We start from the raw sequence: 24,300 nt of genomic DNA, 5'->3' as shown, positions 1-24,300 counted from the left end.
GCGAAAAATAAGTTTGCCTTCTGGACCGTCTTGATTCGCCAGGTTATCTCAACCAGATAAAACTCGCCATACGACCCGTCATCTTATCGCGACGATAAGAGAAAAAATCATCCTTTTCGCTTAGCGTACAGCGATCGCCACCGAAGATCTGCGTCACGCCGACATTGGCTAAGCGCTGACGAGCCAGCCGATAGATATCAGCAAAATATTTTTCGCCGACGGGGCGGAAAGCGTCTTCCGCTTTCCCGTCCTTGATTATAAACGCATCCCGCACTTCCGGACCGACTTCAAAAGCCTCAGGACCGATCGCCGGGCCAAGCCAGGCCAGAATGTTTTCCGGCTTATCGGCGAAACATGCGACCGTAGCTTCCAGCACACCGTCGCATAATCCGCGCCAGCCGGCATGAGCGGCGGCAACTTCCGTCCCTGCGCGATTACAAAAAAGAACCGGCAGGCAGTCCGCCGTCATCACCGCACACACCGTGCCCGGTGTATTGCAGTATGACGCATCCGCCCGTTTTGACTCATATGGCCCGCCGTCCAGCGTGAGCACCGCGGTACCATGAACCTGCTCCAGCCAGACCGGAAAGGACGGTAGCCCGCCTGCGGCAAACATCCGCCGACGGTTTTCTTCCACGTGCTGCAGATTGTCTCCGCAATGGGCGCCCAGATTGAGCGAATCGTACGGAGGCAGACTGACGCCACCAATACGCGTGGAGCTACAGGCCGCCACGCCTTCCGGCACAGGCCATTGCGGTACAATCAGTTTAGTCATAGCCAGTCAATATCGTCCTTGTGATCTTCATAATCTGCACGCATTGCCTCAATCAGCTCAACCATATCCTGAGGAATCGGCGCATGCCATTCCATCTCGATGCCGCTGATCGGGTGGTACAGACGTAACATCGTCGCGTGCAGTGCCTGACGATCAAACTTGCGCAGGGCGGTGATAAACGCTTCCGATGCACCTTTCGGCGGACGCGGACGGCCGCCGTAGACCTGATCGCCCACCAGCGGATGGGTGATGTGAGCCATATGCACACGAATCTGGTGAGTACGGCCGGTTTCCAGACGCAGACGCAGACGCGTGTGAATACGGAAGTGCTCCATAATACGGTAATGCGTTACCGCCGGTTTCCCCATCGGGTGCACCGCCATATGCGTGCGTTTCGTCGGGTGACGGCTGATAGGTTCTTCTACCGTCCCGCCCGATGTCATGTGACCAATTGCCACCGCCTCATACTCACGGGTGATTTCACGCAGCTGCAGCGACTCCACCAGACGCGTTTGCGCCGGGATGGTTTTCGCTACGACCATCAGACCGGTCGTATCTTTATCCAGACGGTGAACAATACCCGCGCGCGGTACGTCGGCAATCGGCGGATAATAGTGCAGCAGCGCATTCAGCACAGTACCGTCGGGATTGCCCGCGCCCGGGTGAACAACCAGATCGCGCGGTTTATTGATCACGAGGATGTCATCATCTTCGTAGACGATATTGAGCGGAATATCCTGCGGCTCGAAGCGCACGTCTTCTTCGATTTCAACATCGATGGAGACGCTCTCTCCCCCTAAAACTTTTTCTTTCGGCTTGTCGCTGACAGCGCCGTTTACCAGCACTCGCTGGTCGAGGATCCATTCTTTTATGCGCGAACGCGAATAATCCGGGAACATTTCGGCCAAAGCCTGATCTAAGCGTTGACCGAGTTGATTTTCGGACACCGTTGCGGTGAGTTGTACTCGTTGTGCCATATACAGCTTCTTCGTTTAACGTTGGGTTTTACGGCTTTGCCGTTTAATATAGTGTGCTATTGTAGCTGGTCTTAATCGGGAGCAGGAACAGAGATTCTCCCGCATAAACATTTTGAGGAAGTCAAAACGTCATGACGCGCATGAAATACCTGGTGGCAGCGGCCACACTGAGCCTGGCTTTGGTGGGTTGCTCCGGCTCAAAGGAAGAGGTGCCTGATAATCCGCCGAATGAAATCTACGCGACCGCCCAGCAAAAGCTGCAGGACGGTAACTGGAAACAGGCAATAACGCAACTGGAAGCGTTGGATAACCGCTACCCGTTCGGTCCTTATTCCCAACAGGTACAGCTGGACCTGATTTATGCGTATTACAAAAATGCCGATCTGCCGCTGGCTCAGGCAGCCATCGACCGCTTTGTTCGTCTGAACCCTACGCATCCTAACATTGATTACGTCATTTATATGCGTGGTCTGACAAATATGGCGTTGGATGACAGTGCGCTGCAAGGATTCTTCGGGGTCGATCGCTCCGACCGCGACCCACAGCACGCTCGCGATGCCTTCAACGACTTCTCCAAACTGGTACGCGGCTACCCGAACAGCCAGTATGCGACCGACGCCTACAAACGTATGGTGTTCCTGAAGGATCGCCTGGCGAAGTACGAACTGTCAGTGGTTGATTACTACACCGACCGCGGCGCATGGGTTGCCGTCGTGAACCGTGTCGATGGTATGCTGCGCAGCTACCCGGATACCCAGGCGACTCGCGATGCACTACCGAAAATGGAAAACGCCTACCGCCAGATGCAAATGAACGCTCAGGCAGACAAGGTGGCGAAAATTATTGCCGCTAACGGTAAAAACACCTGATCGTTTTCAGATAAGCAAAACGGCAGCCATGAGCTGCCGTTTTTTATTGCTCAGGCGCCAGAGCTGAAGCGTTTTAGCGCCGAGTCATCCTATCAAATATGACTCCCTTTCCCCTTTCCGACAAGAAAAATCTCACCTGTTCCTGCCCTGCCTCACAAAATGAATTCGTTGACAAAAAGTGACATTAAAATGTGATACAGATCACACATCTTGACATTGGGAGAGGTATGCTGGGTTCACCAAGACGGGAAAGACAAGAGGTAAAATTTATGACAATGAACATTACCAGTAAACAAATGGAAATTACTCCGGCAATTCGCCAGCATGTCGCAGACCGTCTCGCCAAATTGGATAAATGGCAAACCCACTTAATCAACCCGCACATCATTCTCTCCAAGGAGCCGCAGGGTTTTGTCGCTGATGCAACCATTAATACGCCAAACGGGCATCTGGTCGCCAGCGGAAGAAGTGAAGATATGTACGTCGCAATCAACGAATTGATCAACAAGCTGGAACGGCAGCTGAATAAAGTGCAACACAAAGGGGAAGCCCGCCGCGCCGCAACATCGGTGAAAGAGGCAGGCTTTGTGGAAGAAGAAGAGTAATCCTTAACTTAATATTGTGTAACGCCACGCGCCTTCGGGCGCGTTTTTTATTGACAGGATGAAAACAGTACGGGTACTGTAATCTCAACTGAGCCAAGGAATTCATCGTGAAACGACTAGCGTTCTTCTTCGCATTCTTTTTTACCTTCCCCTGAACGGGAGGCGATTCGTCGTGTGATAAAGAATGCGAAGACGAACAACAAGGCCTCCCAAACGGGAGGCCTTTTTTATTGATAAATCAATAACAAGAAAGGCAACACATATGACCGAGGAAAACCCGTTACTGGCTCTGCGCGATAAGATCAGCGCACTGGATGAAAAACTGCTCGCGCTGCTGGCAGAACGCCGCGGACTGGCTGTAGAGGTCGGTAAAGCGAAGCTGGCATCACACCGTCCGGTTCGTGATATCGACCGCGAGCGCGATCTGCTGGAGCGTCTGATAACGCTGGGGAAAAGCCACCATCTGGATGCCCACTACATCACCCGCCTGTTTCAGCTGATTATCGAGGATTCCGTTCTCACCCAGCAAACCCTGCTGCAGCAGCATCTGAATAAAATCAATCCGCATTCAGCGCGCGTGGCTTTCCTGGGACCAAAAGGGTCATATTCGCATCTGGCCGCCCGCCAGTACGCGGCGCGCCATTTCGAACAGTTCATCGAGAGCGGCTGCGCAAAATTTGCCGATATCTTTAACCAGGTGGAAACCGGCCAGGCCGACTACGCGGTCGTTCCTATCGAAAATACCAGCTCCGGTGGCATCAATGATGTCTACGATCTGCTGCAGCATACCAGCCTGTCGATCGTCGGTGAGCTCACGATCCCAATCGATCACTGCGTTCTGGTCTCGGCGTCAACCGATCCGCAGCACATTCATACCGTATATAGCCACCCGCAGCCGTTCCAGCAGTGCAGCCAGTATCTGAGCCGTTATCCGCACTGGAAAATTGAATACACGGAAAGCACCTCTGCAGCGATGGAAAAAGTGGCTCAGGCAAACTCACCGGGCGTCGCCGCGCTGGGTAGCGAAGCCGGTGGCGCGCTGTACGGCCTGCAGGTTCTTGAACATTGCCAGGCCAATCAGACACAAAACATCACCCGTTTCCTGGTGCTGGCACGTAAAGCGGTGAATGTTTCCGAACAGGTACCGGCAAAAACCACGCTGCTCATGGCAACCGGACAACAGGCCGGTGCGCTGGTTGAAGCGCTGCTGGTGTTGCGCAATCACAACCTGATCATGACCAAGCTGGAATCTCGTCCGATTCACGGCAACCCGTGGGAAGAGATGTTTTATCTGGATATCCAGGCCAACCTGGAATCAATGCCTATGCGTAAGGCACTAAAAGAGCTGGCCGAGATTACCCGTTCCATGAAAGTTCTGGGTTGCTACCCAGGCGAAAACGTCGTGCCGGTCGATCCTATCTAACGCTCTGTAAATACGGGTTTCTTCATCCCTGCCACCGTCACCGGCAGGGTGAAGATAGCGCCGGAAAGCGGATATTGCTGGACTTCGTCGGCAGACATATTTTCGCGCGTGGTCGTGATGTATAACGTGCGCATATCCGCTCCGCCAAAACAGACCATTGTCGGGCAGCGCACCGGTAATCGATGCTCTTCCAGCTGTTCACCGGTCGGTGAAAAACGGGCAACACGCCAGCCATCAAACATTGCGCTCCAGTAGCAACCCTCTTCATCCACGGCCGCCCCGTCTGGAATCCCCTCTCCAGGCTGAAAACGCCGAAAGACTTCGCGTTTACCGGGCTCGCCCTGTTCATCCAGCGGAGTGCGGTAGATAACCGCGTTTGGCGTATCCGAGGTGTACATCCAACGCTTGTCTGCGCTAAAGGCCAGACCGTTGGCGCCATGGATATCGCACTGAATCACCCGCGGAGTGAGATCGTGGTTGATGCGCATCAGCAGCGCGCCGTTATAATCTCCTGGCCCCCAGAATGTACCGGCATAAAAACGCCCGTCGCGATCGGTGCCGCCATCGTTAAAGCGTGCCAGCTGCGGGTTGCTCGGATTATCACAAATTTTGCGTCGCAACAGACCATGGGCATCGGTAAGCCAGATAGCGCTGCGTAGCGCCACAATAAAGCCCCCTTTCTCGCGCAGGGCAAAGCAGCCCACTTCTTCGGGAAACTGCAGAACCTGATGTTCGCCGCTGCGGATGTCGTAACGGTGAATTTCGCACTCCAGAATATCGGCCCAGTAGAGCGCCTGCTCGGCGTCACTCCAGGTCGGACATTCCGGCAGATGTCCTGCGTAATCAAACAGCGGTTGTGGTTCAGCCATCGTTTTCATCCCTATAAAAAAAGCCAGCGGGTTTCCCCTCTGGCTTTGATTATATACGGTTTTCCGTTACTGCCGGTTATCATTCGCCTGACGCAGCAGCGTCCGACTTTCGCTCTGGAAGCGCTGGGCATAATCGCCAAACCAGTGCTCCACTTTGCGGAAGCTGTCGATAAACGCCTGTTTATCCCCCTGCTCCAGCAGGCCAATCGCTTCACCAAAACGCTGGTAGTAGCGTTTAATCAGCGCCAGATTGTTTTCCGATGACATAATAATATCCGCATACAGCTGCGGATCCTGCGCAAACAGGCGGCCAACCATCGCCAGCTCAAGGCGGTAGATCGGGGATGACAACGCCAGCAGCTGTTCGAGGCGAACGTTTTCTTCCGCCAGATGCAGGCCATAGGCAAAGGTCGCAAAGTGACGTAGCGCCTGAATAAAAGCCATATTCTGATCGTGTTCAACGGCGCTGATACGGTGCAGGCGGGCGCCCCAGACCTGAATTTGCTCAAGGAACCACTGATATGCCTCCGGCTGACGACCATCGCAGTAAACCACCACCTGCTTCGCCAGGCTGCCGCTGTCCGGCCCGAACATCGGGTGCAGACCCAGTACCGGACCACGGTGCGCGGCCAGCATCGCCTGCAAAGGTTCCGCTTTCACCGACGCCAGGTCGACCAGGATACAGTCCGCCGGTAACGGCGGCAGCTGACCAATTGTATCGACCGTCGCATGGATAGGCACGCTAACGATGACCATTCCGGCATCAGCAACAATGTCCGCTGCCCGCGCCCAGTCGTCTTTCTCCAGGATACGTACCTGGTAGCCTGAAAGCGTCAGCATTTTCTCAAACAGACGCCCCATCTGCCCACCGCCGCCGACAATCACCACCGGGCGCAGATTCGGACACAGCGTTTTGAAGCCTTTATCATTCTCGCTGGAATATGACTCGCGCATGACGCGACGCAGCACGTCCTCGATAAGATCGGGCGGAACACCCAGCGCCGACGCCTCTTCCCGTCGTGAAGCCAGCATCGCCGCTTCCCGTTCCGGGACGTAAATCGGCAGCCCATACTGGCTTTTGACCTCTCCGACTTCGGCAACCAGCTCCAGGCGGCGCGCCAGTAGCCCCAGCAGCGCCTTATCGACTTCATCAATTTGATCGCGTAACGCGGTCAGTTCAGCAACCATACTATCCTCTTACCCCAGACGAGCCGCCAGATGACCGCGCAGATCCTGATCCAGTTCGCGCAGCAGGGCATCAGTCGTTTCCCAGCTGATGCAGGCATCGGTGACGGACACGCCGTATTTCATATCACAACGCGGCTGTTCAGAAGACTGATTACCTTCGTGGATATTACTTTCGATCATCAGGCCAATGATGGAACGATTACCATCTTTAATCTGTGCGACGACGGATTCCGCAACCGCAGGCTGGCGGCGGTAGTCTTTATTAGAATTCCCATGGCTGCAATCTACCATCAGTGACGGTTTCAGTCCCGCCTGAGCCATCTCTTTTTCACACTTCTCGACATCTTCCGGGCCGTAGTTAGGGGCTTTACCGCCGCGCAGAATAACGTGGCCGTTCGGATTGCCCTGGGTTTGCAGCAGACAAACCTGGCCGGCCTGGTTAATCCCGACGAAACGGTGCGGCATCGCCGCGGCGCGCATCGCGTTAATTGCCGTCGACAGGCTACCGTCGGTACCGTTTTTAAAGCCAACCGGCATTGACAGACCTGACGCCATTTCACGGTGAGTCTGGGATTCGGTCGTGCGTGCGCCGATAGCAGACCAGCTAAACAGATCGCCGAGGTACTGCGGGCTGTTTGGATCCAGCGCTTCCGTTGCCAGCGGTAACCCCATGTTAACCAGCTCTACCAGCAAGCGACGCGCAATCTTCAGACCGCCTTCAACATCAAACGAGCCATCCATATGCGGATCGTTAATCAACCCTTTCCAGCCCACGGTAGTACGAGGCTTTTCAAAATAGACGCGCATGACCAGGTAGAGGCTATCGCTGACCTCTTCGGCAAGTGCTTTAAAACGATGAGCGTATTCAATTGCCGCCTCTGGATCGTGGATCGAGCAAGGTCCACACACCACCAGCAGACGCGGATCGCGGCCGGCAATAATGTCAGATATGGTCTGACGGGACTGCGCGATTTGCGCTTCTTGTTCGAGGCTCAGCGGGAATTCAGCTTTCAGCTGATCCGGCGTGATCAGAACCTGTTCGTCGGTAATATGTACGTTATTCAGCGCGTCTTTTTGCATGATTGCGATCCTGTGTAGCTCGTTTGCGATAGTTGGTTCCTCGGTGAGGAGTGACGTAACGATACCACACAAAGTAAAGATTTCAATCCATAATCCGTAAATTTTACTTTACACCAGCAAATTAAATGGCCCTTTATTTCGCCATAAGTGTAAACTTATTGGTACAACACCATATTTACCCCTGCTGACGCTCACCTTTCCCCCACCTTCGTTTACGAATAATCCTGGTCAGAATTATCTCAAAGCAAAGTGGGCGGTTAATGACGCTCCCCACCAACAATGGTATCCTGCGCCCGGGCATCAGCGATCTGCAATTCATGCACCCGACGAACCTGACGGATCCGTTAATGAAAGAGTTCTACCGTCTTTTTTTTATTTTTTTGTTATTTATCGTGGGCTACCCCGCTTTTGCCGCTGACGCACCTAAAAATGTTCGGGCTATTGTTTCGGGTATTGTCACCTATACCCGCTGGCCAGCGTTATCTGGCCCACCGAGGCTGTGTATTTTTTCTACCTCGCGTTATACCTACAGCCTGGCTCAGGAACATCCTGAGGCTTTGCCGTACAAACCGGTCATTGTGCGTAATACAGAAGAAGCGTTGAATACGGTTTGTGATGGATTTTATTTTGGCAGCGAGTCGCCCTCTCAACAGGCGAAGCTCACGGCAGAATATCCATCACGCCCCTTATTACTCATTGCGGAACAAAATAGCGAGTGTGCAATCGGCAGTGCTTTTTGCCTGATCATAAATGACAAAAGGGTCAGATTCTCCGTGAATCTGGATGTCCTGACACACAGCGGTGTGCGGGTTAATCCAGACGTACTGATGCTTGCCCGGAATAACGCACATGAATAAGGATTTCTCTCAGGCTCCGCGCCCCACCTTTAAACGCGCACTACGCCGCATCAGCGTAATAAGCGTAGTGATCTCTATGACCCTGGTCTGGCTATTGCTGAGTACCGCGTCAGTCTTTACCTTGAAACAGTATGCGCAGAAGAATCTGGCGCTGACGGCCGCCACGATGAGCCGTAGTCTTGAAGCCGCGCTGGTTTTCGATGACAGCGCTGCGGCAGAAGAGACGCTGGCGACGCTCGGCAGACAGGGGCAGTTTTCCGAAGCGCTGGTGCTGGATAACCAGCAAAATCACTTCGCCGTCTGGCGTAATACGGACCTGGTTCGGCAGGAGAAATTCAGCGGCCTCATCAGCAAATGGTTGTTTCCTGAACCCACAACCCAGCCAATCTTGCATCTGGGGAAGGTCGTCGGCGAACTTCGGCTGACGGCGCTGGACAGCCTGATAAGCCACTTCCTCGGCATATCTATTATTGTTTTGACCGGCAGTATTCTGCTGGCCTCATTTATCGCCTTATTGCTGACGCATTCTCTGCACCACGGTATCGTCACCGCCTTACAAAGCATTACCGAGGTGGTACATGACATCCGGGAAAACCGCCACTTCTCCCGTCGGGTCCCTGAAGAGCGTATCGAGGAGTTCCATCTGTTCGCCCAGGACTTTAATAGCCTGTTGGGTGAAATGGAGGACTGGCAGCAACAGCTGCAGGCTAAAAATGCCCAGCTGTTACGCACCTCGTTACATGATCCCCTCACCGGACTGGCCAATCGCGCTGCGTTTCGCAACGTTATCAGTACATTAATGAAAGATGAGGCTGCCCGACGCAGTTCGGCATTGCTCTTTCTTGATGGCGATAATTTTAAGCTGATTAATGATAACTGGGGTCATGCGGCGGGAGACAAGGTCCTCATCGAAGTCGCCAGCCGGCTGATGAATTTTGTCAGCAAGCGCCATCAGGCCTGGCGTTTAGGCGGTGACGAATTCGCGATCTTGTTGCGTGACGTACACTCAGAGGCGGAAGTCAAGACGCTCTGCACATCGTTATCCAGCCAGTTTCTTGAACCGTTTAATCTGCATAACGGCCATACTGCGACCCTGTCGCTCAGCATTGGCTATGCGCTGGCCTGGGAACATGCGTCAGCGGAGAACCTGCAGGAGTTCGCCGATCAACATATGTATCGGATGAAACACCGGCGTATTCCTCAAGTACAAAAATAAAAGGAACAACCATGCTCAGGAAATATTTTGCTCCCGCACTGATGGCCGCAGTTTTACTCACCGGCTGTCAGGCCCCGCAAGGGAAATTCTCTCAGGAACAGGTTGCTGCCATGAAGTCCTACGGCTTTACAGAAAGTGATGGCGACTGGTCGCTGGGTTTATCCGACAGCATCCTGTTTGATAAAAATGACTACCATCTGCGCAGCGATAGCCAGGCGCAAATCCAGAAAATGGCCTCTCGTCTGGCTTCTACCGGGATTACGCACGCCCGGTTAGACGGACACACCGATAACTACGGTGAAGACGGCTATAACGAAATGCTGTCGCTTAAACGCGCCAACATCGTCGCGGATGACTGGGCGAAGGGGGCCAATATCCCGCGCAGCAATTTAACGACCCGCGGGTTAGGGAAAAAATATCCGATCGCCAGCAACGATACGGCGAAAGGGCGTGCTGAAAACCGTCGCGTTACGGTGGTCATCAGCACGCCGTAGGCACTTAGTCGACCGACTTCGCGAGCATGACGGCCGTTGCCGCCCGCCAGCGCAGATAGTCAATCACCAGTCCTGCCGCGAGGCTGGCGCCCATTAACGGTAACGCCAGCCCCAGCATCACTGCCATCGCCAGCGTGAGCGCGCGGGCGGGCCATCCCAGGTTGAACCACGCCTGAATCAGGGTATTCGCCGGGTTAAACGCCGCATGAGCCGGCCGCCGGATCCACCACAGGCGATACCCCACCACAATCATCACGCACAGCGCGATCCCAAACGCGATCAGCAGCAGTTGATTGGCAAGACCAAACAGAATCCCCATATGGAAATCCACGCCCCAGCGGGTGAGCTTCGCCATTAACGGGAAATCGACAAAGCGGGTGCGATCGACAACCTGCATGGTCTCCCCATCAATCGCCACAGCATCCACCTGCGTGGGCCAGCTTCGGTCAATTTCATTGACCGTCCACGCCCGCCCCGCCGCCGCCGGAGGGCGGATTTCCAGCTTGCTGGCAGCGAGACCCGCCGCACGCGCGATCGTCAGCACCCGATCAAACTGTTCGCCTTTCGCCGCCGGCGCCGCATCTGCCCGATGCCCCATATGGTGTTCGGCATGCGGATCATGCGGCATCGGCATGGCACTATGCAGCTGCGTATTCACCTGCGGGGTCAGCCAGCCGAATGCCGCGCGCATTTTATCCACATTGCCGCCGGCCCACTGCGACCAGGTCAGCCCGGTGGCGGAGAAAAGCAGCATACCTGCCAGTAGCCCCCAGCCCAGAGAAACATGCAGACGACGGCTATTCTGCATACGATTATTTATCCGCCTGCGGGGACGAGTCATCGCCCAGAGGACAATGCCACCGAGAGCCGCAACCCACATCCATGATGCAGCCAGCTCGCTATAAAGCCGGCCGCTATCCCCGAGCAGCAATGATTTATGGGCGTAATCGATCCACTGGCGCAGCGGTAAAATTCCGCTGGTACCATAGACCGTCATATCGCCCTTCACTTTCAGCGTTACCGGGTCGATAAAGATCGCCCGGGACTCAGACTCTCCCAACTGCGGATCGGCAAACATCACCCGCGTGGTCTCCCCGGCCTTAATCGCCGGGCGCAACGCCTGTAAACGAAGATTCCCCTGAGTCGTCTCTTCCGCGACCGCCAGCTGGGCGCTAAGCGTCTGACGATCGCCGCTCAACGAGCCACGAAGGGCATCCTGATAGAGCCAGTTCTCCAGCTGTGGAGTGGCCACGTACAGCGTCCCGGTAAGGGCCGCCACGAAGATAAACGGCCCGACAAACAGACCAATATAGAAATGGAGGCGTCGCAGCAGGTTCAGCCATGCCGCGCGCGAGGTGCAGGTAGTCATACTTTTCCTTTCTGAAAGCAAAAAGAGAACGTGGCGCTGTGCGCCTTGTTATTTTAGAAAGCAGAAAAAGCAGACCGATGCGGCGGCGCGCGGGTTTCGGGGTACAGCCAGGGGAAGAAATGCCGGCGCTTCAGCACCAGACAGGGGAAAAGCACGCGCACGCGGCGCAGGATAACGGAGATAAGCAGCGCCAGCGCAAACAGCAGCCCCGGAACGTGAGCCAGCAGCACGCAGTAGCCACAGGCCTCCGCATGGTCGAGCGGCATCGTGTGCGTCGACTGGGGCGCAGGAGAATCCACCGGGTGGGACATCATCTGCTCATGCGGCATATCCGCTATCATCATGGCATGATGCATGCCGGGCATAGCGCTCATCGGATCTTTTTGCAATGAGACCGAGATCAGCGGCGCAATCACAATCAGCAGGATCGAAAACAGCGCCAGCCATGCGGCCCGCCGTATAAACGCTGAGTGTAGAGAAAGTTTGCTGACCACCGCCCCTCCGAAATGAGAGCGATATTGTAAATGATTTACATCAGAATGGTTAAATTGAAGATAAAAAAAGGGCCGGCCCAACGGGCCAGCCCTTTTCATCAGGATGTCGCGAAAGCGAATCTTAGTTAAGACGCTCTTTGATACGAGCAGACTTACCGGTACGCTCACGCAGGTAGTACAGTTTAGCTTTACGTACAGCACCACGACGTTTAACAGCAATGCTGTCAACTACCGGAGAGTGAGTCTGGAAGACACGCTCAACGCCTTCGCCGTTGGAAATTTTACGAACAGTGAATGCAGAGTGCAGACCGCGGTTACGAATAGCGATAACCACGCCCTCGAATGCCTGCAGACGTTTTTTGGAACCTTCAACAACCCATACTTTCACTTCCACGGTATCACCCGGACGGAAGGAAGGTACGTCCTGCTTCATCTGTTCTTGTTCAAGTTGCTTAATAATGTTGCTCATAATTTAATCTCTTATCCTGGGTAAACTGATATTGGGGGCTTACGCCATCCCATCATGTTTATGCTGCTGTTTTGCGTGTTCAGTTTTGAACTCCGCCAGCAACTTTGCTTGCTCTTCAGTCAGAGCCAGGTTTTCCAAAAGTTCAGGTCTTCTAAGCCAGGTACGGCCCAGCGACTGTTTCAAACGCCAGCGACGAATCTCAGCATGGTTTCCCGACAGCAAAACTGGCGGTACTTCCATCTCTTCTAACACTTCAGGACGGGTATAGTGTGGGCAGTCCAGCAATCCATCGGCAAAGGAATCTTCCGTTGCCGATGCCTCATGACCCAGAACCCCCGGAATAAACCGGGAAACGGAGTCAATCAGCGTCATGGCTGGTAACTCACCACCGCTGAGGACGTAATCACCGATTGACCATTCTTCGTCAATTTCGGTCTGGATTACGCGCTCATCTATGCCTTCATAGCGACCGCACACCAGAATCAGTTTCTGATTCGTTGCCAGTTCGCTGACGCCCGCTTGATCAAGCTTGCGTCCCTGAGGTGACAGATAAATCACCTTTGCGCCTTCACCTGCCGCGGCTTTTGCTGTGTGAATGGCGTCCCGTAAGGGTTGCACCATCATTAGCATCCCCGGTCCGCCGCCGTAAGGACGATCGTCCACGGTACGGTGCCGGTCATGAGCAAAGTCACGAGGACTCCAGCTCTGGATGCTCAGCAGGCCATTTTTTACTGCCCGGCCAGTTACCCCGTAATCGGTAATTGCGCGGAACATTTCAGGAAACAGGCTAATTATGCCAATCCACATAGCGCCGTCTTTTACCGTTTATCCGGAGAATTTAAAAACCAGGATCCCAGTCTACTTCGATTGTGCGAGTAGCAAGATCGACTTTCTTGATAACCTGCCCATCGAGGAACGGAACCAGCCGCTCCTTGATACCAAATGCATCTTTCAGGTTTGCCTTAATGACGAGAACGTCATTTGACCCGGTTTCCATCATGTCGATGACTTTACCAAGGCCATAGCCTTCTGTGGTTACTACCTGGCAGCCCATCAGGTCTTTCCAGTAATAGTCACCCTCTTCGAGCTTCGGCAGCTGTGAGGAATCCACGACAATTTCGCAATTAGTCAGCAGATTCGCAGCATCACGATCGTCAATGCCTTTCAGCTTAATAACGATGTCCTGATTATGGTGGCGCCAGCTTTCCAGCTCAACGACCTGCCACTGACCCGCCTTCTGGATTAACCAGGGCTGATAGTCAAAAATGCTTTCGGCGTCTTCGGTGGAGGAAAACACTCTGAGCCAACCACGGATACCGTAGGAAGAACCCATCTTGCCCAATACGATCGGATCAACAGGTGCTTGTGCGGTGTGTTGCTTGCTCATCATGACCACCGTGACAGATTAAGCTGCTTTGTTTGCTGCTTTGATCAGCGCTGCAACGCGATCGGAAACGGTAGCGCCCTGGCCAACCCAGTGAGCGATACGATCCAGATCCAGACGCGTTTCTTCTTCGTTCGCAGAAGCGATCGGGTTGAAGAAACCAACGCGCTCAATGAAGCGACCGTTGCGTGCATTACGGCTGTCGGTGACAACAACCTGGTAGAACGGACGCTTTTTAGCGCCGTGACGAGCTAAACGAATAGTTACCATAACATCCTCTTGTGTGAATAGAACACCCGGGCCCCATCGAGGAACGGAGCCCGGGTGTCATATTAAAAGCCCGAAAATTTTACTCATTTTTGGGGAAATTGCAATCAACAGTTGATAAGTCTGCTATAAAAGGCCGTCGGCGGTGCGGTCAGTTCGGTGCCGACGTGCGCGCAGCCACCGGAGCGTACACGTAGTACGTGAGGATGGCGAGCACACCCCGGTGCCGAAATGGCAAACAAGCCAGGCCGATTAGCGACCAGGGAATCCTGGGGGCATCATCCCTTTCATCCCACGCATCATCTTCATCATGCCGCCTTTCGACTTCATCTTCTTCATCATGCGCTGCATATCATCAAACTGTTTGAGCAGACGGTTCACATCCTGCACCTGCATCCCGCAACCGGCGGCGATACGGCGCTTACGTGAACCTTTAATGATTTCCGGCTTAGCGCGCTCTTTCAGCGTCATCGAGTTGATGATCGCTTCCATCCGCACCAGCACTTTGTCATCCATCTGGGATTTCACGTTGTCCGGGATCTGCCCCATGCCTGGCAGTTTGCCCATCAGGCTGGCCATGCCGCCCATGTTTTTCATCTGACGCAGCTGCTCAAGGAAATCGGTCAGATCGAAACCATCGCCTTTCTTCAGTTTGGAGGCCAGTTTCTCGGCCTGCGCGCGGTCAACCTTGCTCTCGATATCTTCGATCAGCGACAGCACGTCGCCCATGCCGAGAATACGGGAAGCAATACGATCCGGGTGGAATGGCTCCAGCGCTTCGGTCTTTTCACCGACGCCAAGGAACTTAATCGGTTTACCGGTGATGTGGCGAATCGACAGCGCGGCACCGCCGCGGGCGTCGCCATCGACTTTAGTCAGCACCACGCCGGTTAGCGGCAGCGCTTCGTTAAAGGCTTTGGCGGTATTCGCGGCATCCTGACCGGTCATCGCATCAACGACGAACAGCGTTTCTACCGGGTTAAGAGAAGCGTGGACCTGTTTGATTTCGTCCATCATCGCTTCATCAACGTGCAGACGACCGGCGGTATCCACCAGCAGCACGTCGTAGAACTTCAGCTTCGCTTCTTTCAGCGCGGCGTTAACGATATCGATCGGCTTCTGGCCCACATCGGACGGGAAGAAATCAACGTTAACCTGCTCAGCCAACGTTTCCAGCTGTTTAATCGCCGCCGGGCGATAAACGTCCGCGGAGACCACCAGCACTTTCTTCTTGTGCTTCTCACGCAGGAATTTACCCAGCTTCGCGACGCTGGTGGTTTTACCCGCCCCCTGCAGACCCGCCATCAGCACGACGGCCGGCGGCTGAGCGGCTAAATCCAGCGCCTGGTTCTCTTCGCCCATCGCCGCAACCAGTTCGTTACGTACGATTTTGACAAACTCCTGACCCGGGGTCAGGCTTTTGTTTACTTCATGACCCACCGCGCTCTCTTTGACGCGGCTGATGAAGTCACGGACGACAGGCAGCGCGACGTCCGCCTCCAGCAGCGCCATGCGGACTTCACGCAGGGTATCTTTAATATTGTCTTCGGTAAGGCGTCCGCGGCCGCTAATGTTGCGCAGCGAACGCGACAAACGATCGGTTAAATTATCAAACATTGTCTCTCGCCTGAGGTGGAAACTGTCGGTCGCAGCAGCGACACGAAAACACGGATTTGGCGCAGTATAACACGACATGAAGCGCGATGTGATGCAACGGTTGGAGCAGACGTCGCGTGACGCTATACTGCTTCTCTTTCTTATTTAGTCAACAGTCGACACCCATATGCCTGTTTTTGCTCTGCTCGCGCTTGTCGCCTACTCCATCAGCCTTGCGCTGATCATCCCCGGCCTGTTGCAAAAAAACAGCAGCTGGCGGCGGATGGCGATTCTTTCCGCAACTATTGCGTTGATTTGTCATGCTTTTGCGCTGGAGTCACGTATTTTCCCCGGCGGCGAGAGCGGACAGAATCTCAGTTTATTAAACGTCGGTTCGCTGGTCAGTCTGATGATCTGTACGGTGATGACTATCGTCGCGTCGCGTAACCGCGGCTGGCTGCTGCTGCCTATCGTCTACGCATTTGCGTTGATTAACCTGGCTTTCGCCACTTTCGTGCCGAACGAATACATCACCCATCTGGAAACCACGCCTGGAATGCTGGTGCACATCGGCCTGTCGCTCTTCTCTTATGCGACGCTGATTATTGCCGCGCTGTATGCGCTCCAGCTGGCATGGATCGATTATCAGTTGAAGAACAAAAAGCTGGCCTTCAGCCATGAAATGCCGCCGCTGATGAGTATCGAGCGTAAAATGTTTCATATTACGCAGGTCGGCGTGGTCCTGCTGACGCTGACGTTGTGCACCGGTTTGTTTTATATGCATAACCTGTTTAGCACGGAAAATATCGATAAAGCCGTGCTGTCGATCGTCGCGTGGTTTGTCTATATCGTTCTGTTGTGGGGCCACTATCATGAAGGATGGCGCGGTCGTCGGGTCGTCTGGTTTAACGTCACCGGCGCAGGCCTGCTGACGCTGGCTTACTTTGGCAGCCGCGTGCTTCAACAGTTTATTAGTTAACCCCGAACACCCGCCTGTCCCGGCAGGTGTCATCATTGCAGAAAGCCTGAAGACTGGCGCGCTCAGCGCCAGCAGGCTCATAAAATAGCCTACCGGGCCAGGCGTTAAGGAGTCCCCCCTGGAACACATATCTACCACCACGCTGATCGTGACGCTGATTATCATGGTGATTATCTCCGCCTATTTCTCCGGTTCTGAAACCGGGATGATGACCCTGAACCGCTATCGACTGCGGCATATGGCGAAACAAGGCAACCGCCAGGCAAAGCGCGTAGAAAAGCTGCTGCGCAAACCCGACCGTTTAATCAGCCTGGTGCTGATCGGCAATAACCTCGTCAACATCCTCGCCTCCGCGCTGGGGACGATTGTCGGTATGCGTCTGTATGGCGATGCCGGGGTGGCCATTGCCACCGGCGTACTGACCTTCGTGGTCCTGGTTTTTGCCGAGGTCCTGCCTAAAACCATCGCGGCGCTGTATCCGGAAAAGGTCGCCTACCCGAGCAGCTTCTTACTGGCGCCGCTGCAGGTGCTGATGATGCCGCTGGTCTGGCTGCTGAACACCATCACCCGCCTCCTGATGCGCATGATGGGCATCAAAACCGATATCATCGTCAGCGGCGCGCTGAGCAAAGATGAGCTGCGCACCATCGTGAACGAGTCGCGGACCCAAATCTCCCGCCGTAACCAGGACATGCTGCTGTCGGTGTTGGATCTCGAAAAGGTCAGCGTCAATGACATCATGGTCCCGCGCAATGAAATTATCGGTATTGATATTAACGACGACTGGAAATCAATCGTTCGCCAGCTGACCCACTCTCCTCACGGACGCATCGTGCTGTATCGCGGCTCGCTGGACGACGCCATCAGCATGCTGCGCGTACGTGAAGCCTATCGCCTGATGACCGAGAAAAAAGAGTTCACCAAAGAGGTGATGCTGCGCGCCGCCGATGAAATTTACTTCGTGCCGGAAGGAACGCCGCTCAGCACGCAGCTGGTGAAGTTCCAGCGCAATAAGAAGAAAGTAGGCCTGGTGGTCGATGAGTACGGTGACATCCAGGGGCTGGTGACGGTAGAAGATATTCTCGAAGAGATTGTCGGTGACTTCACTACCTCAATGTCGCCGACGCTGGCTGAAGAAGTCACGCCGTTAACCGACGGAACCGTCATCATTGATGGCAGCGCCAACGTGCGCGAAATCAATAAAGCGTTTAACTGGCATCTGCCGGAAGATGAGGCCCGAACGGTTAACGGGATTATTCTGGAGGCGCTGGAAGAGATCCCGGTTCCCGGCACGCGCGTGCGCATCGAGCAATATGATATCGATATTCTCGACGTCCAGGACAATATGATTAAGCAGGTGAAGGTCAAGCCGGTGAAGCCCCTTCGCGAGAGCGCCGCCGAGTAATCGACAGGCCTGACGCAGAGACGGTGGACCCTGGATTCGCCGTTTTTTTTGCCCGCAGCTTTCCTGGCAACAAAACCGCAACGCGATAAAAACAATAAAAAACGGCCGCCCTTGGGCGGCCGTTGGAGGCGAATTATTTCGCTTTCGCTACGGTTACCATCGCTGCGCGAATGGTACGACCGTTCAGGGTATAGCCCTTTTGCATCACGCCCAGCACGTTGCCAGCCGCCACATCGTCAGACTCAACCATGGCGATGGCCTGGTGCACGTTAGGATCCAGCGGCACGTTGGTATCGGCAATCACTTCCACACCGAATTTGCGTACGACATCCAGCATCGACTTCAGCGTCAGCTCAATACCTTCAACCATGGAAGCCATGTCCGGATTGGCTTTATCGGCCACTTCCAGCGCGCGGTCCAGGCTGTCGATAACCGGCAGCAGTTCGTTAACGAACTTCTCCAGAGCAAATTTGTGCGCTTTTTCCACGTCCAGCTCGGTACGACGACGCAGGTTTTCCATTTCCGCTTTTATGCGCAGGACACCATCGCGTTCACGAGTCTGAGCTTCAGCCAGCTGCGCTTCCAGATTCGCAATTTTTTCATCGCGCGGATCCACCTGCTCAGCAGAAACTTCAGGCTCAACCGCCTCAACGTTCTCGTGCTGTTCCGTGATAATTTCTTCCGGGGCTTGCCCGTCAGGCGTTTTCTGTTCTTTACTACTCATGAATTTCTCCGCGTTTTTTTCGCATTCATCTCGCTAACTTCGCTTATTATGGGGATCCGTTTCCGGGTTTCAAGGGAAGCTGTCAGATTGTCATCATTCATTTAACGCAAGGACATCCAGAACATGAAGAACCATTTCAAGTGTATAGGCATTGTGGGACACCCTCGTCACCCAACCGCGCTGACCACACATGAAATGCTCTGGCGCTGGCTCTCCGGCAAAGGCTACGAGGTTCTGGTCGAACAACAGATTGCCCATGAGCTCCAGCTTAGCAACGTCAAAACGGGCACGCTGGCGGAAATTGGTCAGCAGGCGGATCTGGCGGTAGTGGTGGGCGGCGACGGCAATATGCTCGGCGCAGCGCGAACGCTGGCACGTTACGATATCAACGTCATCGGCATTAACCGCGGCAACCTCGGTTTTCTGACCGATCTCGACCCGGATAACGCTCTACAGCAGCTCGCCGACGTCCTGGAAGGCCACTACATTTCGGAAAAACGTTTTTTGCTGGAAGCCCAGGTCTGCCAGCAAGATTGCCAGAAGCGCATCAGCACAGCGATTAATGAAGTGGTCCTGCACCCGGGCAAAGTCGCGCATATGATTGAGTTCGAAGTGTATATCGATGAGGTGTTTGCCTTCTCCCAACGTTCAGACGGCCTGATTATCTCCACGCCGACGGGCTCCACCGCCTATTCATTATCCGCCGGAGGCCCCATCCTGACACCCTCCCTGGATGCCATTACCCTGGTCCCTATGTTCCCGCATACCCTCTCGGCGCGTCCGCTGGTGATTAACGGCGACAGCACCATTCGCCTGCGTTTTTCCCAGCGCTGCAGCGATCTGGAGATCAGCTGCGACAGCCAGATAGCGCTGCCGATTCAGGATGGCGAAGATGTCCTTATCCACCGCTGCGATTATCATCTGAATCTCATTCATCCAAAAGATTACAGCTATTTCAATACATTGAGCACCAAACTCGGCTGGTCGAAAAAATTGTTCTGATTTTAGCAGTCACCTCTTTACTGGATAAAAAACCAGTCTATACTGTACGAAAACACAGTAATGGTTTTTCATACAGGAAGGCAGCTATGCTGGCGCAACTCACCATCAGTAACTTTGCTATCGTTCGTGAACTGGAAATCGATTTTCACAGCGGAATGACCGCGATCACCGGGGAAACCGGTGCAGGGAAATCTATTGCCATTGATGCGCTGGGGCTGTGCCTCGGCGGAAGAGCCGAAGCAGACATGGTGCGAAGAGGCGCCAGCCGCGCAGACCTGTGCGCCCGCTTCGCCTTAAAAGATACTCCGGCGGCGCAGCGCTGGCTGGAAGAGAACCAGCTGGAAAGCGGACGTGAGTGTTTACTTCGCCGCGTCATCAGCACCGACGGTCGTTCGCGCGGCTTCATTAACGGTACCGCCGTTCCCCTCTCCCAGCTTCGCGAGCTTGGTCAGCTGCTTATTCAGATCCACGGCCAGCACGCGCACCAGCTATTAACGAAGCCAGAACACCAAAAAACGCTGCTCGATGGTTATACCGGTGAGTATGCGCTTACTCAGCGTATGGCTGAACACTACCGCCAGTGGCATCAAAGCTGCCGCGAGCTGGCCCAGCATCAGCAGCAGAGCCAGGAACGCGCAGCCCGCGCCGACCTGCTGCAATATCAGCTGAAAGAGTTGAATGAGTTCAATCCACAGCCGGGTGAGTTCGAACAAATCGATGAAGAGTACAAACGTCTGGCCAACAGCGGCCAGCTGCTGACCACCTGTCAGCACGCGCTGACGGTGCTCGCAGATGGCGAAGAAGCCAACCTGCAGAGCCAGCTCTACACTGCCAGGCAGCTGGTGACCGAGCTCGTCGGTATGGACAGCAAGCTCTCGGGCGTGCTGGATATGCTTGAAGAGGCGGCTATTCAGCTCAGCGAAGCCAGCGACGAACTGCGTCACTATAACGACCGTCTGGATCTCGACCCGAATCGTCTGTTCGAGCTCGAGCAACGCATCTCTCGCCAGATAGCCCTGGCGCGTAAGCATCAGATCACCCCGGAAGAGCTCCCCGCATTTTATCAGGGTCTGCTGGAAGAGCAGCGGCTGCTGGACGACAGCGCGGGCTCGCTGGAATCACTTAGCCAGACCGTGATAGAACACCATCAGCTGGCGCTAGAGACTGCTCAGCAGCTGCACGCTCTGCGTCAAACCAGTGCGCAAGAGCTGGCGCAGTTAATCACGGAGAGTATGCGCTCACTTTCCATGCCTCACGGGGTGTTTGCCATCGAGGTTGCCTTTGATGAGCGTCATCTCACCGCCGAAGGGGCCGACCGTATTGAGTTTCGCGTCACCACCAACCCAGGACAGCCGCTTCAGCCCATTGCTAAAGTCGCTTCCGGTGGCGAACTGTCGCGTATTGCGTTGGCCATTCAGGTCATTACCGCGCGGAAGATGGAAACGCCGGCCCTGATTTTCGATGAGGTAGATGTCGGTATCAGCGGCCCGACGGCGGCAGTCGTCGGCAAACTGCTGCGTCAGCTGGGCGAATCGACCCAGGTCATGTGCGTCACTCACCTGCCGCAGGTTGCCGGCTGTGGCCATCATCATTTCTTCGTCTGCAAAGAGACCGACGGCGAGATGACGGAAACCCATATGCACCCGCTCGACAAACGGGCGCGACTGCAGGAACTGGCCCGTCTGCTGGGCGGTAGCGAAGTCACTCGTAATACGCTGGCAAACGCGAAAGAGTTGCTCGCGGCGTAAACTTTTTGATTTTCGCAGAGTCATAGTGAACAGCAAATTGCCGCAAGACCTGCAGTCGAAGGTTTCCAACTGGGCAAAGGTCTATTATTATCGGCATATTACAGATGAGCCACGTACTGCTCGGGCCCGAAAAGGAATAAAATCACTATGCGCTGTAAAACGCTGACTGCTGCCGCAGCGGTTCTTCTCATGTTGACCGCAGGCTGTTCCACTCTGGAACGAGTGGTTTACCGTCCTGATATCAACCAGGGTAACTATCTGGCACCCAACGATGTAGCAAAAATTCGTGTCGGCATGACGCAACAGCAGGTTGCTTATGCGCTGGGTACCCCAATGATGTCGGATCCGTTTGGTACCAACACCTGGTTCTATGTTTTCCGTCAGCAGCCTGGGCATGAAAAAATCACCCAGCAGACGCTAACGCTGACCTTCAACAGCAGCGGCGTGTTAACCAACATTGATAACAAACCGGCTCTGACCAACGAGTAATGCAGTAAACATCTTGCTGCAAAAAGACAAAAAGCGCTCACTGAGCGCTTTTTTTATCCCTTTCACCGCTATTTCCCGGCGTTTTTCTCCGCGCGCTGACGACGCAGCTCTTTCGGATCGGCAATCAGCGGGCGGTAGATTTCCACCCGATCGCCATCATGCACCACATCATTCAGCTTAACCGGGCGACTGTATATTCCGACCTTGTTCTTCGCCAGATCGATATCGCCGCGCAGCGCCAGCAGGCCGCTGGCAATAATCGCCTGTTCAACCGTTGCGCCCTCTTCAAGCTTTACGCTTTGCAGGTACTGCTTCTCCGGCAAGGCATAGGCAACTTCCACCACGATGTTAGCCGACACGATAGACCTCTTTGGCCCTGGCCGTGAAAGCCTGGACCATATTTAATGCCAGCTCTTTGAAGATGCGACCAAACGCCATCTCAATCAGCATATTGGTGAATTCAAAATCGAGATGAAACTCAATTTTGCAGGCATCCGAGCTCAGCGGGATAAACTTCCAGCCGCCAATCAGCTTTTTAAACGGGCCATCGACCAGGCTCATTAAAATGCTCTGGTTACTGGTAAGGGTATTACGCGTCGTAAAGGTCTTACTGATGCCTGCTTTGGACACATCAACCGCCGCCATCATCTGCGTCGGCCCAGACTCCAGCACACGGCTCCCGGTGCAGCCAGGCAAAAAATCAGGATAGGACTTCACGTCATTTACGAGTTGATACATCTGTTCCACACTGAAGGGCACCAGCGCAGTACGGCTAATCTGAGGCATAGCAAGTTCCACATTTATACACATCGCAAATAATATCATTTATCTGCCGCTAAAAAAAACGCTGTGCCGCAACTCGTGCTAAGATAGCGCATTACACCTCGCAGGATGGATTGAGGTACTGTGTTCCCGTTTAGCAATGACTTCAGGACATTATGACCAAGAAAAAAGCCCACAAACCTGGATCAGCCACCATTGCGCTGAATAAACGCGCCCGCCATGAATACTTTATCGAAGATGAATACGAGGCTGGTCTTGCCCTGCAAGGGTGGGAAGTCAAATCTCTGCGCGCCGGCAAAGCCAACATCAGCGACAGCTATGTCATCCTGAAAGATGGCGAAGCCTATCTCTTTGGTGCCAACTTTACGCCGATGGCCGTGGCATCGACCCACTACGTCTGCGACCCGACGCGTACCCGTAAGCTGCTGCTTAATCAGCGCGAGCTGGATGCCCTGTACGGCCGAATCAACCGTGAAGGCTACACTGTCGTAGCCCTGTCGCTGTACTGGAAGAACGCCTGGTGCAAAGTGAAAATCGGCGTCGCCAAAGGTAAGAAGCAGCACGATAAGCGTACCGATCTCAAAGATCGCGAGTGGGCGCTGGATAAAGCCCGTATTATGAAACACGCCGGTCGCTAATCCCCTCTTTTTAAGGGCCGGCTCAGCTGGCCCTTATGCGCTATATCGTTGTTGATGCTGCTTTTTCACCCACCCAGCCCCCATAATCGTGCGAACGAGTGCTGGTAACTCCATTCACAAATCTGTTATACTCGCCTTAACACATTGGGGCTGATTCTGGATTCGACGGGATTCGCGAAACCCAAGGTGCATGCCGAGGGGCGGTTGGCCTCGTAAAAAGCCGCAAAAAAATAGTCGCAAACGACGAAAACTACGCTTTAGCAGCTTAATAACCTGCTAAGAGCCCTCTCTCCCTAGCTTCCGCTCTTAAGACGGGGAATAAAGAGAGGTCAAACCCAAAAGAGATCGCGTGGAAGCCCTGCCTGGGGTTGAAGCGTTAAAACTAATCAGGCTAGTTTGTCAGTGGCGTGTCCGTCCGCAGCTGGCCAGCGAATGTAAAGACTGGACTAAGCATGTAGTGCCGAGGATGTAGGAATTTCGGACGCGGGTTCAACTCCCGCCAGCTCCACCAAAATTCTCCATCGGTGATTACCAGAGTCATCCGATGAAGTCCTGAGAGCCCGCACGGCGCAAGCCCTGCGGGCTTTTTTGTGCCCTCAA

General features: G+C 54.3%; 28 protein-coding genes, 1 other RNA gene and 1 other annotated feature. Of the genes, 14 read left to right on the top strand and 15 right to left on the bottom strand.

Annotated features, from left to right (window positions below; genetic code table 11):
• Positions 1-43 precede the first annotated feature (43 nt).
• Together yfiH and rluD are read right to left on the bottom strand one after the other, a co-directional pair.
• Positions 44-775, bottom strand: coding sequence for a purine nucleoside phosphorylase YfiH (gene yfiH, locus Q1L34_RS05930; RefSeq protein ID WP_004866503.1), 732 nt, complete (start codon positions 773-775; stop codon positions 44-46).
• Entirely contained in the window at positions 772-1,752 is a 981-nt protein-coding gene (rluD, locus tag Q1L34_RS05925; protein ID WP_004866507.1) for a 23S rRNA pseudouridine(1911/1915/1917) synthase RluD, read from the bottom strand. The genes yfiH and rluD overlap by 4 nt, the downstream gene beginning before the upstream one ends.
• 131 nt (positions 1,753-1,883) lie before the next feature.
• Between rluD and bamD the strand changes: the two genes are divergently transcribed.
• From bamD to pheA, 4 genes are all read left to right on the top strand, one after another.
• Entirely contained in the window at positions 1,884-2,621 is a 738-nt protein-coding gene (gene bamD, locus Q1L34_RS05920) for an outer membrane protein assembly factor BamD (protein ID WP_004866513.1), read from the top strand.
• Positions 2,622-2,890: 269 nt separating this feature from the next.
• Complete coding sequence (gene raiA / locus Q1L34_RS05915; protein WP_004866516.1) at positions 2,891-3,226, top strand: ribosome-associated translation inhibitor RaiA; 336 nt, start codon at positions 2,891-2,893, stop codon at positions 3,224-3,226.
• A 106-nt stretch (positions 3,227-3,332) separates the two neighbouring features.
• Positions 3,333-3,457: a sequence feature (Phe leader region), on the top strand.
• Complete coding sequence (pheL, locus tag Q1L34_RS05910; RefSeq protein ID WP_193312497.1) at positions 3,334-3,381, top strand: pheA operon leader peptide PheL; 48 nt, start codon at positions 3,334-3,336, stop codon at positions 3,379-3,381. (Overlaps the previous feature by 48 nt.)
• A 31-nt stretch (positions 3,458-3,488) precedes the next feature.
• Positions 3,489-4,649, top strand: a complete 1,161-nt coding sequence (gene pheA, locus Q1L34_RS05905; protein ID WP_064356760.1) for a bifunctional chorismate mutase/prephenate dehydratase — start codon at positions 3,489-3,491, stop codon at positions 4,647-4,649.
• On the opposite strand, the gene Q1L34_RS05900 is transcribed toward pheA, so the two are convergent.
• The 3 genes from Q1L34_RS05900 to aroF all read right to left on the bottom strand — a co-directional run bounded on the left by Q1L34_RS05900 (position 4,646) and on the right by aroF (position 7,786).
• The gene (locus tag Q1L34_RS05900; protein WP_004866520.1) at positions 4,646-5,518 is read right to left on the bottom strand and encodes an SMP-30/gluconolactonase/LRE family protein; all 873 of its coding nucleotides are present in this window, start codon (positions 5,516-5,518) and stop codon (positions 4,646-4,648) included. The genes pheA and Q1L34_RS05900 overlap by 4 nt on opposite strands.
• Positions 5,519-5,584: 66 nt before the next feature.
• Positions 5,585-6,706, bottom strand: a complete 1,122-nt coding sequence (gene tyrA / locus Q1L34_RS05895; protein ID WP_004866523.1) for a bifunctional chorismate mutase/prephenate dehydrogenase — start codon at positions 6,704-6,706, stop codon at positions 5,585-5,587.
• Positions 6,707-6,715: 9 nt separating this feature from the next.
• The gene (aroF, locus tag Q1L34_RS05890; RefSeq protein WP_004866527.1) at positions 6,716-7,786 is read right to left on the bottom strand and encodes a 3-deoxy-7-phosphoheptulonate synthase AroF; all 1,071 of its coding nucleotides are present in this window, start codon (positions 7,784-7,786) and stop codon (positions 6,716-6,718) included.
• 347 nt (positions 7,787-8,133) lie between these two features.
• Here aroF and yfiR point away from each other — a divergent pair, with 347 nt between their 5' ends.
• From yfiR to Q1L34_RS05875, 3 genes are read left to right on the top strand one after another with little or no spacing between them, the layout of a single operon-like run.
• The gene (yfiR, locus tag Q1L34_RS05885) at positions 8,134-8,643 is read left to right on the top strand and encodes a regulatory sequestration protein YfiR (RefSeq protein ID WP_032718208.1); all 510 of its coding nucleotides are present in this window, start codon (positions 8,134-8,136) and stop codon (positions 8,641-8,643) included.
• On the top strand, positions 8,636-9,859 hold the full coding sequence (gene dgcN / locus Q1L34_RS05880) for a diguanylate cyclase DgcN/YfiN (protein ID WP_327204396.1): 1,224 nt from the start codon (positions 8,636-8,638) through the stop codon (positions 9,857-9,859). Before yfiR ends, dgcN begins: the two co-directional genes overlap by 8 nt.
• 11 nt (positions 9,860-9,870) lie before the next feature.
• Positions 9,871-10,353: an OmpA family protein gene (locus tag Q1L34_RS05875; RefSeq protein WP_015585930.1), complete on the top strand. Its 483-nt coding sequence runs from the start codon at positions 9,871-9,873 to the stop codon at positions 10,351-10,353.
• 4 nt (positions 10,354-10,357) lie between these two features.
• Here the strand turns inward: Q1L34_RS05875 and Q1L34_RS05870 are convergent, their stop codons facing one another.
• The 7 genes from Q1L34_RS05870 to ffh form a co-directional block, all read right to left on the bottom strand.
• Positions 10,358-11,722: a PepSY-associated TM helix domain-containing protein gene (locus tag Q1L34_RS05870; protein ID WP_327204395.1), complete on the bottom strand. Its 1,365-nt coding sequence runs from the start codon at positions 11,720-11,722 to the stop codon at positions 10,358-10,360.
• Positions 11,723-11,775: 53 nt separating this feature from the next.
• Positions 11,776-12,216 carry a DUF2946 domain-containing protein gene (locus tag Q1L34_RS05865; RefSeq protein ID WP_075808288.1) on the bottom strand — a complete coding sequence of 147 codons (441 nt, stop codon included), beginning with the start codon at positions 12,214-12,216 and terminating at the stop codon, positions 11,776-11,778.
• 121 nt (positions 12,217-12,337) lie between these two features.
• Positions 12,338-12,685 carry a 50S ribosomal protein L19 gene (gene rplS, locus Q1L34_RS05860; protein WP_002914145.1) on the bottom strand — a complete coding sequence of 116 codons (348 nt, stop codon included), beginning with the start codon at positions 12,683-12,685 and terminating at the stop codon, positions 12,338-12,340.
• Between the two features lie 39 nt (positions 12,686-12,724).
• A complete protein-coding gene (trmD, locus tag Q1L34_RS05855; RefSeq protein ID WP_004866546.1) occupies positions 12,725-13,492 on the bottom strand; it encodes a tRNA (guanosine(37)-N1)-methyltransferase TrmD in 768 nt (255 codons plus the stop codon).
• A gap of 31 nt (positions 13,493-13,523) precedes the next feature.
• Positions 13,524-14,072, bottom strand: a complete 549-nt coding sequence (gene rimM, locus Q1L34_RS05850) for a ribosome maturation factor RimM (RefSeq protein WP_004866548.1) — start codon at positions 14,070-14,072, stop codon at positions 13,524-13,526.
• A gap of 18 nt (positions 14,073-14,090) precedes the next feature.
• A complete protein-coding gene (gene rpsP / locus Q1L34_RS05845) occupies positions 14,091-14,339 on the bottom strand; it encodes a 30S ribosomal protein S16 (protein ID WP_004866550.1) in 249 nt (82 codons plus the stop codon).
• 249 nt (positions 14,340-14,588) lie between these two features.
• A complete protein-coding gene (gene ffh / locus Q1L34_RS05840; protein WP_004866553.1) occupies positions 14,589-15,953 on the bottom strand; it encodes a signal recognition particle protein in 1,365 nt (454 codons plus the stop codon).
• 166 nt (positions 15,954-16,119) lie between these two features.
• On the opposite strand from ffh, the gene Q1L34_RS05835 reads away from it, so the two are divergent.
• Positions 16,120-16,911 (top strand): cytochrome C assembly family protein, encoded by a 792-nt coding sequence (locus tag Q1L34_RS05835; RefSeq protein ID WP_004866556.1) that lies wholly within the window; start codon positions 16,120-16,122, stop codon positions 16,909-16,911.
• A gap of 118 nt (positions 16,912-17,029) precedes the next feature.
• Entirely contained in the window at positions 17,030-18,316 is a 1,287-nt protein-coding gene (locus Q1L34_RS05830; protein WP_032718085.1) for an HlyC/CorC family transporter, read from the top strand.
• A gap of 133 nt (positions 18,317-18,449) precedes the next feature.
• On the opposite strand, the gene grpE is transcribed toward Q1L34_RS05830, so the two are convergent.
• On the bottom strand, positions 18,450-19,040 hold the full coding sequence (gene grpE / locus Q1L34_RS05825; protein WP_004866563.1) for a nucleotide exchange factor GrpE: 591 nt from the start codon (positions 19,038-19,040) through the stop codon (positions 18,450-18,452).
• Between the two features lie 123 nt (positions 19,041-19,163).
• Here grpE and nadK point away from each other — a divergent pair, with 123 nt between their 5' ends.
• The 3 genes from nadK (at position 19,164) to bamE (ending at position 22,279) form a co-directional block, all read left to right on the top strand.
• On the top strand, positions 19,164-20,042 hold the full coding sequence (nadK, locus tag Q1L34_RS05820) for an NAD(+) kinase (RefSeq protein WP_004866566.1): 879 nt from the start codon (positions 19,164-19,166) through the stop codon (positions 20,040-20,042).
• Positions 20,043-20,128: 86 nt separating this feature from the next.
• Positions 20,129-21,790 carry a DNA repair protein RecN gene (gene recN, locus Q1L34_RS05815; RefSeq protein ID WP_044348888.1) on the top strand — a complete coding sequence of 554 codons (1,662 nt, stop codon included), beginning with the start codon at positions 20,129-20,131 and terminating at the stop codon, positions 21,788-21,790.
• A gap of 147 nt (positions 21,791-21,937) precedes the next feature.
• Positions 21,938-22,279, top strand: a complete 342-nt coding sequence (bamE, locus tag Q1L34_RS05810) for an outer membrane protein assembly factor BamE (protein ID WP_004866572.1) — start codon at positions 21,938-21,940, stop codon at positions 22,277-22,279.
• Positions 22,280-22,347: 68 nt separating this feature from the next.
• Here bamE and Q1L34_RS05805 read toward each other — a convergent pair whose 3' ends face one another.
• Both Q1L34_RS05805 and Q1L34_RS05800 read right to left on the bottom strand, forming a co-directional pair.
• The gene (locus Q1L34_RS05805; protein WP_004866575.1) at positions 22,348-22,638 is read right to left on the bottom strand and encodes an RnfH family protein; all 291 of its coding nucleotides are present in this window, start codon (positions 22,636-22,638) and stop codon (positions 22,348-22,350) included.
• Entirely contained in the window at positions 22,628-23,065 is a 438-nt protein-coding gene (locus tag Q1L34_RS05800) for a type II toxin-antitoxin system RatA family toxin (protein WP_004866577.1), read from the bottom strand. The genes Q1L34_RS05805 and Q1L34_RS05800 overlap by 11 nt, the downstream gene beginning before the upstream one ends.
• A 152-nt stretch (positions 23,066-23,217) precedes the next feature.
• Here Q1L34_RS05800 and smpB point away from each other — a divergent pair, with 152 nt between their 5' ends.
• Both smpB and ssrA read left to right on the top strand, forming a co-directional pair.
• Positions 23,218-23,700 carry an SsrA-binding protein SmpB gene (smpB, locus tag Q1L34_RS05795; RefSeq protein WP_004866580.1) on the top strand — a complete coding sequence of 161 codons (483 nt, stop codon included), beginning with the start codon at positions 23,218-23,220 and terminating at the stop codon, positions 23,698-23,700.
• Positions 23,701-23,846: 146 nt separating this feature from the next.
• Positions 23,847-24,211, top strand: a transfer-messenger RNA (tmRNA) gene (gene ssrA / locus Q1L34_RS05790).
• Positions 24,212-24,300: the final 89 nt, after the last annotated feature.

Origin of the sequence: Klebsiella ornithinolytica (genome assembly GCF_030505655.1) — a bacterium.
Lineage (GTDB): Bacteria > Pseudomonadota > Gammaproteobacteria > Enterobacterales > Enterobacteriaceae > Klebsiella > Klebsiella ornithinolytica.
Note: the sequence above shows the minus strand (reverse complement) of the source record. Positions and strands in the feature narration are given on the sequence as shown.

Bases quoted from the DNA above. Each gene is read 5' to 3' on its own strand.
- Q1L34_RS05835 (WP_004866556.1), top strand. From the start codon at position 16,120: ATGCCTGTTTTTGCTCTGCTCGCGCTTGTCGCCTACTCCATCAGCCTT.
- dgcN (WP_327204396.1), top strand. From the start codon at position 8,636: ATGAATAAGGATTTCTCTCAGGCTCCGCGCCCCACCTTTAAACGCGCA.
- Q1L34_RS05875 (WP_015585930.1), top strand. From the start codon at position 9,871: ATGCTCAGGAAATATTTTGCTCCCGCACTGATGGCCGCAGTTTTACTC.
- smpB (WP_004866580.1), top strand. From the start codon at position 23,218: ATGACCAAGAAAAAAGCCCACAAACCTGGATCAGCCACCATTGCGCTG.
- bamE (WP_004866572.1), top strand. From the start codon at position 21,938: ATGCGCTGTAAAACGCTGACTGCTGCCGCAGCGGTTCTTCTCATGTTG.
- pheA (WP_064356760.1), top strand. From the start codon at position 3,489: ATGACCGAGGAAAACCCGTTACTGGCTCTGCGCGATAAGATCAGCGCA.
- raiA (WP_004866516.1), top strand. From the start codon at position 2,891: ATGACAATGAACATTACCAGTAAACAAATGGAAATTACTCCGGCAATT.
- grpE (WP_004866563.1), bottom strand. From the start codon at position 19,040: ATGAGTAGTAAAGAACAGAAAACGCCTGACGGGCAAGCCCCGGAAGAA.
- yfiR (WP_032718208.1), top strand. From the start codon at position 8,134: ATGAAAGAGTTCTACCGTCTTTTTTTTATTTTTTTGTTATTTATCGTG.
- rimM (WP_004866548.1), bottom strand. From the start codon at position 14,072: ATGAGCAAGCAACACACCGCACAAGCACCTGTTGATCCGATCGTATTG.
- rpsP (WP_004866550.1), bottom strand. From the start codon at position 14,339: ATGGTAACTATTCGTTTAGCTCGTCACGGCGCTAAAAAGCGTCCGTTC.
- nadK (WP_004866566.1), top strand. From the start codon at position 19,164: ATGAAGAACCATTTCAAGTGTATAGGCATTGTGGGACACCCTCGTCAC.
- aroF (WP_004866527.1), bottom strand. From the start codon at position 7,786: ATGCAAAAAGACGCGCTGAATAACGTACATATTACCGACGAACAGGTT.
- yfiH (WP_004866503.1), bottom strand. From the start codon at position 775: ATGACTAAACTGATTGTACCGCAATGGCCTGTGCCGGAAGGCGTGGCG.
- bamD (WP_004866513.1), top strand. From the start codon at position 1,884: ATGACGCGCATGAAATACCTGGTGGCAGCGGCCACACTGAGCCTGGCT.
- recN (WP_044348888.1), top strand. From the start codon at position 20,129: ATGCTGGCGCAACTCACCATCAGTAACTTTGCTATCGTTCGTGAACTG.
- Q1L34_RS05900 (WP_004866520.1), bottom strand. From the start codon at position 5,518: ATGGCTGAACCACAACCGCTGTTTGATTACGCAGGACATCTGCCGGAA.
- ffh (WP_004866553.1), bottom strand. From the start codon at position 15,953: ATGTTTGATAATTTAACCGATCGTTTGTCGCGTTCGCTGCGCAACATT.
- trmD (WP_004866546.1), bottom strand. From the start codon at position 13,492: ATGTGGATTGGCATAATTAGCCTGTTTCCTGAAATGTTCCGCGCAATT.
- rluD (WP_004866507.1), bottom strand. From the start codon at position 1,752: ATGGCACAACGAGTACAACTCACCGCAACGGTGTCCGAAAATCAACTC.
- rplS (WP_002914145.1), bottom strand. From the start codon at position 12,685: ATGAGCAACATTATTAAGCAACTTGAACAAGAACAGATGAAGCAGGAC.
- Q1L34_RS05800 (WP_004866577.1), bottom strand. From the start codon at position 23,065: ATGCCTCAGATTAGCCGTACTGCGCTGGTGCCCTTCAGTGTGGAACAG.
- Q1L34_RS05870 (WP_327204395.1), bottom strand. From the start codon at position 11,722: ATGACTACCTGCACCTCGCGCGCGGCATGGCTGAACCTGCTGCGACGC.
- tyrA (WP_004866523.1), bottom strand. From the start codon at position 6,706: ATGGTTGCTGAACTGACCGCGTTACGCGATCAAATTGATGAAGTCGAT.